At 74.7% G+C, this 12,612-nt stretch carries 7 protein-coding genes; 4 read left to right on the top strand and 3 right to left on the bottom strand.

What is annotated here, in order from left to right; translation table 11 throughout:
• Positions 1–95 precede the first annotated feature (95 nt).
• On the top strand, positions 96–974 hold the full coding sequence (locus BCD49_RS11575; RefSeq protein WP_007513407.1) for a PspA/IM30 family protein: 879 nt from the start codon (positions 96–98) through the stop codon (positions 972–974).
• A 304-nt stretch (positions 975–1,278) separates the two neighbouring features.
• Positions 1,279–2,142 (top strand): phage shock envelope stress response protein PspM, encoded by an 864-nt coding sequence (pspM, locus tag BCD49_RS11570; protein ID WP_007513405.1) that lies wholly within the window; start codon positions 1,279–1,281, stop codon positions 2,140–2,142.
• On the opposite strand, the gene BCD49_RS11565 is transcribed toward pspM, so the two are convergent.
• From BCD49_RS11565 to BCD49_RS11555, 3 genes are all read right to left on the bottom strand, one after another.
• The gene (locus BCD49_RS11565; RefSeq protein ID WP_035931304.1) at positions 2,139–3,743 is read right to left on the bottom strand and encodes an MFS transporter; all 1,605 of its coding nucleotides are present in this window, start codon (positions 3,741–3,743) and stop codon (positions 2,139–2,141) included. The genes pspM and BCD49_RS11565 overlap by 4 nt on opposite strands.
• A 55-nt stretch (positions 3,744–3,798) precedes the next feature.
• A complete protein-coding gene (locus BCD49_RS11560; RefSeq protein WP_051467544.1) occupies positions 3,799–8,907 on the bottom strand; it encodes an Lhr family helicase in 5,109 nt (1,702 codons plus the stop codon).
• A gap of 118 nt (positions 8,908–9,025) precedes the next feature.
• Complete coding sequence (locus BCD49_RS11555) at positions 9,026–10,636, bottom strand: HNH endonuclease (RefSeq protein WP_241832306.1); 1,611 nt, start codon at positions 10,634–10,636, stop codon at positions 9,026–9,028.
• A gap of 500 nt (positions 10,637–11,136) precedes the next feature.
• On the opposite strand from BCD49_RS11555, the gene BCD49_RS11550 reads away from it, so the two are divergent.
• Both BCD49_RS11550 and recA read left to right on the top strand, forming a co-directional pair.
• Complete coding sequence (locus BCD49_RS11550; protein WP_007513398.1) at positions 11,137–11,331, top strand: DUF3046 domain-containing protein; 195 nt, start codon at positions 11,137–11,139, stop codon at positions 11,329–11,331.
• A gap of 243 nt (positions 11,332–11,574) precedes the next feature.
• Positions 11,575–12,612: a recombinase RecA gene (gene recA / locus BCD49_RS11545; protein WP_007513396.1), complete on the top strand. Its 1,038-nt coding sequence runs from the start codon at positions 11,575–11,577 to the stop codon at positions 12,610–12,612.

Here is a 12,612-nt window from a genome sequence, read left to right as displayed (position 1 = left end):
GTGGCCAGCGGTGTCCGGAACTGGACATATGACGTCGATTGGTGACGTTGGCGCAGGGCTGTCTGCACGGGCCGGGGACGTGCGACGATCGGACTATGGCGAATGTCGTCCGGCGGGCGTTGCGCTATCTGTCCGCGTCGGCGAACCGGAAGTTCGACGAGAAGGCCGATCCGCGGGTGCAGATCGACCAGGCGATCGCGGAGGGCCGCCGTCAGCACGAGGCCCTGCGCCAGCAGGCCGCCCTGGTGCTGGGCAACCAGCGCCAGCTGGAGATGCGGATGGCCCGTCAGATCGAGAACGTCACCATGCTCACGGAGTCGGCGCGCTCCGCGCTCGCCTTCGCCGACAACGCCCGCGCCGGTGGGGACGCCGCCGGCGCCGGCAAGTACGAACAGACGGCGCAGGCGTTCGCCAGCGAGCTGGTCGCGGCGGAGTCCTCGCTGGACGAGATGCGCACCCTGCACCAGCAGGCGGCCGAGTCCTCCGAGCTCGCCAGGCGCGCCGTCGACGACAACACCGAGCGGCTGCGCCAGCAGCTCGCCGAGCGTGCTCGCCTGCTGACGCAGATCGAGCACGCCGCGATGCGCGAGCAGATGAGCAAGGCGATGGAGTCGATGTCGGACCTCGCCCCGGCCGGCGACACGCCAACGCTCGCGGAGGTCCGCGAGAAGGTCGAGAAGCGCTACTCCGTCGCCATGGGTCGCCACGAGCTGGCCTCCTCCGGGGTCGAGGCGCGCATGCTGGAGGTCCGCCGGGCGACCATCGACGCGAAGGCGAGCAACCGGCTGGCCGAGCTGCGCGCGGGCCTGGCCGCCGGGCCGGGTACCGCCGGCGGCGCCAGCCAGCAGGCGGGCACGGGCCAGGTGGCGGCCGGCGAGGACCGTGTCGCCCTCGGCAAGGGCCAGCCGCCGACCCCGGGCGCGCGCGAGGGCCACGGGGCGGACACCACGGGTCCGGCGGCGTCGGGTCAGTGACCAGACACCTGCCCCCGGGACGGCGACCGTGACCTGGCCTGGCACCGGCGGCGGCCCGAGGCGCCAGCAGGGGCCTCCAAGCGGTTCCCGGCCGGGTTGGCGCCCCGGGCAGGCGCCGCCCGGACCGCCCACTCCCGGACCGCGCCCGCCCTGGCCGCCGCCCCCGCCCCACTGGGGCCCGCCGCCCTGGCAGCCCCCGCAGGGGCCGCCGCGTGGCCCGGACGCTCGGGAACCGCACACCGGCGGCCGGCGGCCGTGGGTCCGCGCGGAGGGCTGGGACTGGCGGCGGAAGGTCCAGCCCAGGATGCCGGATGCCGTGGCGGCCGATCTCGAACGGCGAGGCGCCCAGCGGGAGGCACGGGCGGCCACCCGCTATGCCCGGCACGCCCGGTGGACGGCCGGCGGATGGGCCGCGCTGGCCGCGGTCATCACTCCGGCCGGTGCCGCGCTCGGCGGCCACGAATGGTGGATGTGGCTCCTCACGGGAGCCGGCTCGCTGGTCAACAGCGGGCTGTGGGCACTGCAGGCGGCCCGGGCCGACCGGCAGACGCCGGGGCCGCCGCTGCCGGTGGCGGCCGCGCCGGGAGTGCGGGAGCTGACCGGCTCGGCGGCGGCGGCGCCACTGCGCCGCGGCGAGGAGGCGATCAGCGCCTTTCTCGCGCTGGCTAGACCGGTGCCACCCGGCCCGACGGCCGACGTGATCCGCTCGGCGATGGCGTCGGCCGCCGAGGTGGTCGACGGGCTGCGGCTGCGGGCGAACCGGATCGTGGCCTGCGAGGCGGCGGTGCGGGCGCTGACCGACCGGTCCGCGCGCGCCCAGCTGGCCGGCACCATCCAGGCCCTTGCCGAGGAGATGAAGGCGGCGGTACGGGCCCTCGACGACCTGGTCGCCGCCGTGGCCGAGGTCGTCGGCGCCGGCGTCTACGCCTCCTCCGGCGGCATCGACCTCGGTGGCTCGACACCGGTGGGGACGCCGGCCGGCGGTGCCGCGCTGGGCGTGGCGCCCGTCGACCTCGATGCGTTGGCGGAGCAGACGGAGAACCTGCGCGGCTACGCGGCCGGCCTGCGCGACGTCGGCGCGGTCGCCCGCGGCCTGCCCGCGGCGAGCGGCGGGACCGTGGCCGGCGGTGGCTCCGCCAGCTCGGATCTCGGCCCCACCGATCGTTAGCCGGCCAGCCCGTCGGGTGGGCTGACCGCGGGCGCCTGGGCGAGGGCCGTCGTGGGCAGCCGGCGGGCGGCGACCAGGCCGACCAGGCCGGCCGCGGTCGCGAGCGCGAAGGCGGCCGCGAGGCCCGTGGCGGAGGCGGAGTGCCCGGCGGAGGCAGTCTGCCCGGCGGTGGCGACCACGCCGGTCGTCGCGTCGGCGGCGGTGCGGTTCGTCGCGCTGCCGGCGGCGACCGCGACGCCGCCCAGGCCGGCGCCGAAGGCGACCCCGAGGTTGTCGGAGAGCGAGACCGCGCTGCTCGCCATGCCCTGGCGGTCCGGCGGCGCCTCGTTGAGCGCGACGTTCATGATCGGCGAATAGGCGATGCCGATCCCGAAGCCGGCCACACCCCAGCAGGCGATCCCGACGGCCAGTGGCACCCCGGTGATGAGCAGCGCCGTCCCGGTGGCCGCCACGCTGAGTACCAGGGTGGCCAGGCCCGTGGTCACCAGGAACCTCCCGGAACGGCGGCTCGCGAGCCTTGCCTGGGTCCACGAGCCGACGGTCCAGACGATCGCCACGGTGGAGACGGCCAGGCCCGCGACGGTGGCGGAGGCGTGCCGTACCGACGTGATGGCCAGCGGGACGAACGTGTCGGCGCCGAAGAACGCGAACGCGAGCAGCCCGCGCACCGCCACGGCCGCCGGCGCCCCCGGGCGGGCCCGCAGCGTCCCGGCGGGCAGCAGCCGCCGCAGCGGCCCGATGCCCGCGAGCAGGCCGGCCACGACCAGCGGGATGCCGAGGAGCGAGCGGCTGGTCAGGCCGGCGAGCAGCAGGCCGGCGCCGGCCGCGACCCGCACCGCCCGCACCAGCGGGCCCCTGCCAGCCTCGACAGCGGGCCATACCCCCGGGGTCCCCGCCGTCTCGGGCGTCTCGGGCGACTCGGCCGCTCCCGCCACCTTGACGCCGCCGGTGGCGGTGAGGGCGCCCTCATCCACCGGCGGCGGCGCGGTGCCGGCGGCCAGCCGCAACGCCCTGACCGTGACGGCGCCGGCCACGACGACGAGGGGGATCAGGCCACCGAACACCCACCTCCAGCCGACCCGCTCCGCGAGGAACGCCGCGGCCGCCGGCCCGCCGAGGCTCGGCACGACCCAGGCTGTCGCCAGCACGGCGAACACCTTCGGCCGCAGCTCGGCCGGGTACGTCCGTCCCACCGTGCCGAAACAGACGGCAGCGATCGCGCCGTCCCCCAGCCCCTGCAGCCCTCGGCCGACGATCACCGTCTGCATGTCCATGGCGCCCGCCGCGACCGCGAGCCCCGCGCCGAACAGCAGCAGGCCGACGACGAACGGGCGGGCCGGACCCGCCCGGTCCATCGCCGCGCCGGCGAGCACGAGACCGACCACCGTGGTCAGGAAGAACGCCCCGGTCAGCCACCCGTACAGGTTCAGGCCGCGCAGGTCCGCCGACACCAACGGCGCGACCGTGATGACGGCGAGCGATTCGAACGCGAGCAGGGTGATCGTCGAGACCAGGCCCCCCGTCAGGACCCGCAGTTGCGGCCCCCACACCCTGGCCACCGGCGCCGATCGTTGTGGCTCGTCCAGCGCCGTGTCCGTCACCCCCACACCCCATACCCTCCGGCCGGCCGGGGGCAAATCGCCCCAGGCAGGCGGGTCAGCTGCGCAGCCGCAGGCCGCCCCGGGGCGTCGGGTGGAACCCGGCGCGCAGCAGCGCCTCGCCCAGCGCGCTGTCGGTGACCGCCTGCCCGTCGGCCCGCTCGACGGCCAGCCGGCCGAGCCAGCCCTCGCGCACGGCCAGCGCCAGCGCGTCCACCGCCGGCTGCAGCGCCCGCGCGGGCTCCGGCCAGGACAGCAGCGTCTTCCCACCGCGTTCGACGTAGAGCACCAGGTCGCCGTCGACGAGCACGACCAGTGCCCCCGCCTTGCGGCCGGGACGGTGGCCCGGACCATCGCCGCCCGCCGCCTCCGGCCGGGAGGGCCAGGGCAGCGCCGCGCCGTACGGGTTCGCCGGGTCGGTGGCCGCCAGCACCACCGCGCGTCGGTCGCCACCGGCCCGCGCGGCTCCCGGGCCCGGATCCCGGCCGAAGGCGTCGACAGCTCCACCGGGGCCCCCGAGGCCGACCTGACCGATCCGGCCGACCTGACCAGCTGGACCGGCGGGGCCGGCCGGCTCGATCGCCCAGTCGGGTTCCTCGGCGGCGGCGCGCTGCTCACCGGCGATCGCGCGAAGCCGGTCGACCGCGCCTGGCATCGCGAACTGGGCCGCGCCGAGCCCCTCGACGAAGTAGCCGCGGCGAGCTCGGCCGGCGTCCTCGAAGGCGGACAGCACCCGGTAGACGGCGGCGAACCCGCCGGGGGCGTGCTCGGCGGCGACCGCGCCCCGGGTGACGATGCCGTGCCGGTCCAGCAGCGTCTCGGCGAGCGTGTGCGCCCGCCGCGTCGGGTCGGTGTCGCGGGCCGGCAGCAGCGACCAGCGTCCCGCGACCATGGGTGGCCCGGAACGGCGGGGCGCCGCGGGACGGCCCGGACCCGATGCCCGGTCGACACCGGTGGCCGCCGTCGGATAGGGGTCCGAGGCGAAACGGAGGCTCGGCCGGCCAGGGCGCCGCGCCGATCGGTGAGTGGTGGCCGCGCCGCCGCCGAGGCGGGCGCGCAGCGGTGCGAGCGTGTCGTTGGTGATCAGACCCGCCCAGGCGAGGTCCCAGATCGCGTTCGCGAGCGCCGTGTCGTCCAGGCTGCCGACCCGGTCCGACAGGGTGCGGAAGAACAGCGCCTGGTCGTCGGCGAGCGCGTCGAGAACCGCGCGGCGCAGCGGGCTCGCCACCCCGGCCAAGCCGCCCAGATCCACCACCTCACCACTCGCCGGCGCGTCCACCTCCCGATCCACCTCCCGATCCGTGAGTGGCGGAAGCAGCAATGGGGCGGCGTCGGCGAGCACCAGCGTCAGCCAGCCGTCGTCGCCGGGCAGCCCGCCCGCGCCGGCCCACAGCACCTCGCCGCTCGCGCACAGCTCGTCGAGCATCGCGGGGGAGTAGTCGGACACCCGGGCCGGCAGGACCAGCTGCTCCCAGGCGCTCGCCGGGATCAACGCTCCCTGCAGCTGCTCGATCGCGCGCGCCACCCCGTCCACGCCGCGCGAACGCCCACTGGTCACCGCCTGCCAGGCGGGCAGGAAGGCCGCGAACGCCCGCGTCGGCACCGCCTCCACCTCGCGACGCAGCGCCGCGAGGCTGCGCCGGCGCAGCCTGCGCAGCACCTCGGCGTCGCACCACTGTTCCCCCGGCCGCCCCGGCCGCAGCTCACCCCTGACCAGCCGGCCGACGCCCACCAGGCGTTCCAGGGCCGCCACGGCCACGGAGATTCCCAGGCCGAACCGCGTGGCCAGCTCCTCGGCGTCGAACGGGCCGTGCGTGCGGGCGTACCGGGAGACCAGGTCGCCAAGAGGGTCGCGGACCGGCTCGGTGAACGCCGCCGGCACCCCCATCGGCAGCGGCACTCCCAGCGCGTCGCGCAACCGCCCGGCGTCCTCGACCGCGACCCAGCGTTCCTCCCCGGTGATCCGCACCCGCAGCGCCCGGCCCGTGGTGGCGAGCGCGTCGAGCCATTCCTCGGTCGCGCCCCGGGCGAGCGCCTCGGGAGTGGTCAGGTCGCCGAGCACCCGCAGCAGGTCGGCGGCCCCCTCCAGGTCGCGGGCCTGGCGCTCGGGCGCCAGCCGGGTGAGCTCCGCCTCGACGGCGGCGAGCGCGTCCGGGTCGATCAACTCCCGCAGGTCGGCCTCGCCGAGCAGCTCGGCGAGCATCCGGCTGTCCAGCGACAGCACCTGCGCGCGCCGCTCGGCCAGCGGGGCGTCCCCGTCGTAGATGAACGTGGCGACGTAGCCGAACAGCAGCGACCGGGCGAACGGTGACGGCTCCTGCGTCTCGACCTCGACGACCCGCAGCCGGCGGGCGTCGACGTCGCGCATGAGCGCGGTCAGCCCCGGGACGTCGAAGACGTCCTGCAGGCACTCGCGCATCGTCTCCAGCACCACCGGGAAGCTCTCGAACTCGGCGGCCACCGACAGCAGCGCCGCGCTGCGCTGGCGCTGCTGCCACAGCGGGGTGCGCCTCCCGGGAGAGCGGCGCGGCAGCAGCAGCGCCCGGCCCGCGCACTCGCGGAACCGGCTGGCGAACAGCGCGCTGCCGCCGACCTCCGCCCGCACGACCGCGGCGATCTCCTCCGGGTCGAAGACGGCGTCCGCCGCGCTGGGCGGGGCGTCGGCGTCGGGAACCCTGGCGACGATGCCGTCGTCGGTGTGCATGATCTGCACCTCGACGCCGTAGCGCTCGCGCAGCCGGCCGCCGATCGCCAGTGCCCACGGGGCGTTGACCCGGGCGCCGAACGGGGAGTGCACGGCCAGGCGCCAGTCGCCCAGCTCGTCGCGGAACCGCTCGACGACCAGCGTTCGGTCGTCCGAGAGCCGGCCGGTGGCGGCCCGCTGCTCCTCCAGGTAGGTGAGCAGGTTGCTCGCGGCCCACTCGTCCAGGCCCGCGGCGCGCAGCCGTGCGTCGGCCTCGTCCGGGGTCTTCCTCATGAGCTCGCGCAGGAACCCGCCGAGCGCCCGACCTAGCTCGGCGGGGCGGCCGGGAGAGTCGCCATGCCAGAACGGCAGCCGGCCCGGCCGGCCCGGTGCCGGGGTGACCAGCACCCGGTCCGGGGTGATCTCCTCGACCCGCCAGCTCGACGATCCGAGCAGCACCACGTCGCCCACCCGGGACTCGTAGACCATCTCCTCGTCGAGCTCGCCGACCCGGCTCGCCTTCTCGCCGACGAGGAACACGCCGAACAGGCCGCGGTCGGGAATGGTGCCGCCGCTGGTGACCGCGAGCCGCTGCGCGCCCGGCCGGCCCGTCACCGTGCCCGCCGCGCGGTCCCAGACGATCCGCGGGCGCAGCTCGGCGAACGCGTCCGACGGGTACCGGCCGGCCAGCATGTCCAGCACGGCCTCGAACGCGGACGCCGGCAGGGTCGCGAACGGCGCCGCGCGCCGGACCAGCGCTCCCAGCTCCTCCACCGGCCAGGTGTCGACGGCGGTCATCGCGACCACCTGCTGGGCAAGGACGTCGAGCGGGTTGCGCGGGTAGTGGGCCTCCTCGATCTCCCCGTCGCGCATCCGCTCGGCGACCACGGCGCATTCCAGGAGGTCGCCGCGGTGGCTGGGCAGCACCACCCCACGGCTGGCGGCGCCGACCTGGTGGCCGGCGCGGCCGACCCGCTGCATCCCGGCGGCGACGCTCGGCGGCGAGGAGATCTGGACCACCAGGTCGACGGCGCCCATGTCGATGCCCAGCTCCAGGCTGGAGGTCGCGACGACGGCGGGCAGCCGGCCGGCCTTGAGGTCCTCCTCGATCAGCAGCCGCTGCTCCCGGCTGACGCTGCCGTGGTGCGCCCGGGCCACCTCGGCGAACGGGAGCGGCTGGGCGGAGCCCGGGGTCCCTGCCGGATCGGCGAAGCCGATCTGGGAGGTCTGCTGGCCCATCATCTCGGCGGGGCTGACGCGGGTCGCCTCCGGCACGGCCGGGAACGGGCCGTCGAGGTCGTCCAGGTCGATCATCCCGGAGCGGCGTTCCACCCCGGCCATCTCGGCGGCCAGCAGGCGCTGCGCGTGCAGCTCGTTCAGCTTGGCGCACAGCCGTTCCGCCACCCGCCGCGAGTTGGCGAACACGATCGTCGACGTGTGCGCCTCGATCAGGTCGAGCACCCGCGCCTCGACGGCCGGCCAGATCGACGGCCGGCTCGGCACGGCGGCGGGCGGGCCGCCACCGAGGGTGTCCAGGCCGGCAAGCCCGGCGAGCGCTCCGGGGCCGTCGGGGCTGGCCAGGCCGACGAGGCTGGTGGGGGCGCCGGGGTCGGCCATGTCCTGGACGGGCACGACGACGTCGACCTGCAGGGTCTTCTCGGTCGGTGGGCGGACCACCGTCACCGGGCGGGCGCCACCGAGGAAACGGGCGACCTCCTCCACCGGGCGCACCGTCGCGGACAGGCCGATCCGCCGGGCCGGAGTCTCCAGCAGGGCATCGAGGCGTTCCAGGCTGAGGGCCAGGTGGGCGCCGCGCTTCGTGCTCGCGACGGCGTGCACCTCGTCCACGATCACCGTCTCCACGCCGCGCAGCGACTCGCGCGCCTGGCTGGTCAGAATGAGGAACAGCGACTCCGGCGTGGTGATCAGAATGTCCGGCGGGGTGCGGCCGAACGCGCGCCGCTCGGTGGCCGGGGTGTCACCGGTGCGCATCGCGACCGTCACCTCGGGCACGGTGACGCCCAGCCGGGTCGCCGCGGCCTGGATGCCCGCCAGCGGAGCCCGCAGGTTGCGGGCCACGTCCACCGCCAGCGCCTTGAGCGGGCTGACGTAGAGGACCCGGCAGCGGCGGGTGGGGTCCGGGGAGGAAACCGGTGAGGACGTCTGCGACGAGGCCCGCGGCGAGGCCCGCGACGCGGACGCGGTTGCCCGTCGTGAGGACCCGTCCGGCGATGACGCGTCCGGCGATGACGCGGAGCGCGGGCGTGCGGCATCTGGCAGGCCGGCACGCACGATTTCGTCCAGCGACCACAGGAACGCCGCGAGGGTCTTGCCCGAGCCGGTCGGCGCCACCACCAACGCGCTGCCGCCCGCCCGCACCGCCGTCCACGCGCCGGCCTGGGCCGCGGTCGGCGCCGGGAAGGCGGCGGAGAACCAGGCCCTGGTCGGCGCCGAGAACCCGGCGAGGGGGTCGGAAAAGGACATGGAGCCAGTCTGCATCCCACCTCCGACACAGCGCTCCGTCCGACCTGGCCGCCTGTGGCGCCAGTCCGCTAYGCAGATGCCCGTGTTCGGCTACGCAGCCGGTCCATACACAGCCGGCCTAGCAGCGGGTGGCCGACGATGTTGCATGAGGGCGATGATGTTGCATGAGGACGAGGAGCGAGTCATCCCAGCTGAGACGTCCACCGTCGTGGGTCTGTATCGCGTCGGCCGCGACGTCTCGCGTCGCCGCGGCGAGGCAGCCGACGGGCTGGGTACCGACGTCCAGGCACGGGGCCGGGGTCACGACGAAGCCGTCGGGCAGTGTCGCGACGATCGTTCCGTCGTCACGGCGGCTCAGGGTGATCCCCTCGTCATGGATCAGCTGGTGATGGCGACTGCACACCAGCGTCAGGTTCTCCAGATCCGTGTCGCCCTCGTCGGCCAGCCACTCCAGCAGGTGATGCGTCTGAAGCCAGCGGGTGTGGCCGCACCCCGGGTACTGACAAGTGCCCTGGTCACGGGCGTGGACGGCCTCCCGTAGCCGGCGGGTCGGTACCCGGTGCCRCCGCCCGAGCGCGAGCGKGTTCCCGGCCGTGTCCCGGACCAGCGCTCGCATCAGTCCGTCGCAGCCGAGCCGGCGCAGCACCGCCTTGGGCAGGCCGACCTCGGGCTCCGCATCGCAACGCAACAGGCCACGGGCAAGCCTGCTGACCGGATCCGAACCGGTCGCCGCCGTGTTCGGTGGCCGGCCGGTGCTTCGCGGGGGCTCGCCCGTCGGGGCCATCCCATCCCTCGCACGGCCGGTCGGGCCTGCCGGCACGCTCGCGGGGCTCTGGGCCCCCGCCACGCGCTGACCGGTGCTCAGCAGAGTCTCGGCGTCGACATGCACGGTGACCGTGTGGGACGGGCTCATCAGGTCTGGGACAGGCCGGTGAAGGAAGCCCTCAGCCAGCGCCACCAACGCGTCGGCGTCGGCCTTCCGGTCGCGCGGGGCGTTGACGATCGGTCTGTCCGCAGGCGACGCGTCGGCCTCGGCACCAGTCCGGGATGGAGCGGTGTCGTCGAGGCTTGCTCTCGCGGCGTCGATCGCGACGGCCAGCCGGGCGCCCTCCTCCGCCGTCAGCACAGCCTGCAGGCGGAACAGCCCGTCCGCCCGGGTGCTCCAGGTCACCTTCCGTGCCGCCCGCTGCTCGGCCGGATCCGCCGTCAGCTGGTGGTAGCGCGACGCGAGCCGCTCAAGCTGGCCCGCGGTGCAGTGCAGCGCATGCGACAGCCAGGTCTGCTCCGTCGCGGCCTCGGCCACGCGCGCCACGGCGCGCACCTTGGAGTAGGACAACCGTCCCTCGGCGAACGCCGCGCGCAGCGCGGGCAGCTCCTCCAGCGCGCGGGCGACGGCCATATGTTCCTGTGCCGTCCGGATTCCCAGGCCACACCGCCAGGACAGCCACTGCGCGCAGGTCGCCATTCCGAGCCCCGACCAGCCTCGCCGCCGGTCGAACGCGGCCAGCATCATCAGCAGTTGGCAGGTCGCCGCGGCGATTCGTGCCGCCCAGGCACAGATGGCGCGTTCCAGCTCCGTCAGCGGGACCGTCTCGACCTCGGCCACCACTGAGTCGGACGCACCGACAGCGGGCGACTCGGCGCTGAGGGAGTTGATGTCGATCTTCGTGTTGGCCATGGGCACCGCCGGGACAGGGGAGGCGGGCCCCGCGCCCGCCGCTGCCGCCATGGTCGCGTCCGGGTACGACATTTTCGCAGGTCAGCCTGGGGGAGCGAGGTTCGTGAAGGTGGCGAGGTGAGTCTCCGCGCTCATCCGTGTCCCGCCGTTCACCGTCCGCTGTCCGTCGTCCTCTGGCCGCTGTGCTCCGTGTCCGCTGTCCGGCGTCGCCGCCGGTTCCGCGGGCCAGAAAAATGATCTTCGCGTTCCGCGGAACGCGTGTTTCTCCGCGGTCCGTCACACCAGCCGCCCAGAGGTAGCCCCCGGGGAGACGGCGCCGGACATGCGCCGCGGGACAGGCGACCGGCACGTCCGGGTCGATCACCGGGCGAGCGGCTCTCGGCGCGCCGCGTCGGTCCCTCGACCCGTGTCGACAGTGGGACGTGGCGCTCGCGCGGTTGTCCGGTTGTCCGGTCGGCACCGTCGGCCCCCGCCGCCTGGCTTCAGCCGGCTTCGGCTGTCGGTCCAGGGGCGCAGGGTTCACCGGGTGGGCTGGCAGGCACACTGGATCGGTGCGACTCACCGAGTTCTGGGCCCGGATGAACCGGCAGTTCGGCGCCGAATACGCGGAGTCAGTCGCCCGCGACCACGTGCTGGCCAGCCTCGGCGGCGTCACCGTGGAGGGCGCGTTCGCCCGGGGCGAGGACGCGAAGGCCGTCTGGCGTGCCGTGTGCACGGAGTTCGACGTCCCCGCCAGGGAGCACTGAGGCGGTCCCGCCGAGGTCCGGGGGACGCTCCGCGCCCGCCGCCATCGGGGAGGCTGGCCCGTCGGGGAAAACGTGGCGGGTTCGGCGTGTCGAGTTCGAACTCGAACGCGTGTTCGGCTAAGGTTGTCCACATGCGCGCGGTTGTCCACAGTTGCGAGGCGGCCCTCGAAACTGTCGGACCGACCCCCTAACGTCGCCCTCGTGGCCACCAAGACTCGACGACCTCAGCCAGGAGTTGCTCCGATGGCAGGACCCGACCGTGACAAGGCGTTGGACAACGCTCTCGCGCAGATCGACAAGCAGTTCGGCAAGGGCTCCGTCATGCGCCTCGGTGACGAGACCCGCATGCCCATCCAGGTCATCCCCACCGGGTCGATCGCGCTCGACGTGGCGCTCGGGATCGGTGGCCTGCCTCGTGGCCGGATCATCGAGATCTACGGCCCGGAGTCGTCCGGCAAGACGACGGTCGCGCTGCACGCGGTCGCCAGTGCCCAGGCCGCCGGCGGCATCGCCGCCTTCATCGACGCCGAGCACGCGCTCGACCCGGACTACGCGTCCAAGCTGGGCGTCGACACCGACAATCTGCTGGTCTCCCAGCCGGACACGGGCGAGCAGGCCCTCGAGATCGCCGACCTGTTGGTCCGCTCCGGCGCGCTGGACATCATCGTCATCGACTCGGTGGCCGCGCTGGTGCCGCGGGCCGAGATCGAGGGCGAGATGGGTGACAGCCACGTCGGCCTGCAGGCCAGGCTGATGTCCCAGGCGCTGCGCAAGATGACCGGTGCGCTGTCGAATTCCCACACCACCGCGATCTTCATCAACCAGCTCCGCGAGAAGATCGGCGTCATGTTCGGCTCGCCGGAGACGACGACCGGTGGCAAGGCGCTGAAGTTCTACGCCTCCGTCCGCCTCGACGTCCGCCGGATCGAGACGCTCAAGGACGGGGCCGAGGCGGTCGGCAACCGTACCAGGGTGAAGGTCGTCAAGAACAAGGTCGCCCCGCCGTTCCGGACCGCCGAGTTCGACATCGTCTACGGCGGTGGCATCAGCCGCGAGGGCTCGCTCATCGACATGGGCGTCGAGCACGCGATCATCCGGAAGTCCGGCGCCTGGTACACCTACGACGGCGACCAGCTCGGCCAGGGCAAGGAGAACGCCCGCAACTTCCTGCGTGACAACCCCGACCTCGCCGACGAGATCGAGAAGCGCATCAAGGAGAAGCTCGGCATCATCCCCACCCTCGACGACGGCGCCCTGGCGCCTGTCCCCGTTGATCTCTAG

Origin of the sequence: Pseudofrankia sp. EUN1h (assembly GCF_001854645.1) — a bacterium.
Classification (GTDB): domain Bacteria; phylum Actinomycetota; class Actinomycetes; order Frankiales; family Frankiaceae; genus Pseudofrankia; species Pseudofrankia saprophytica.
The sequence above is the reverse complement of the archived record's forward strand: the minus strand, read 5'-3'. Positions and strand labels throughout refer to the sequence as shown.

Bases quoted from the DNA above. Each gene is read 5' to 3' on its own strand.
- BCD49_RS11575 (WP_007513407.1), top strand. From the start codon at position 96: ATGGCGAATGTCGTCCGGCGGGCGTTGCGCTATCTGTCCGCGTCGGCG.
- pspM (WP_007513405.1), top strand. From the start codon at position 1,279: ATGCCGGATGCCGTGGCGGCCGATCTCGAACGGCGAGGCGCCCAGCGG.
- BCD49_RS11560 (WP_051467544.1), bottom strand. From the start codon at position 8,907: ATGTCCTTTTCCGACCCCCTCGCCGGGTTCTCGGCGCCGACCAGGGCC.
- recA (WP_007513396.1), top strand. From the start codon at position 11,575: ATGGCAGGACCCGACCGTGACAAGGCGTTGGACAACGCTCTCGCGCAG.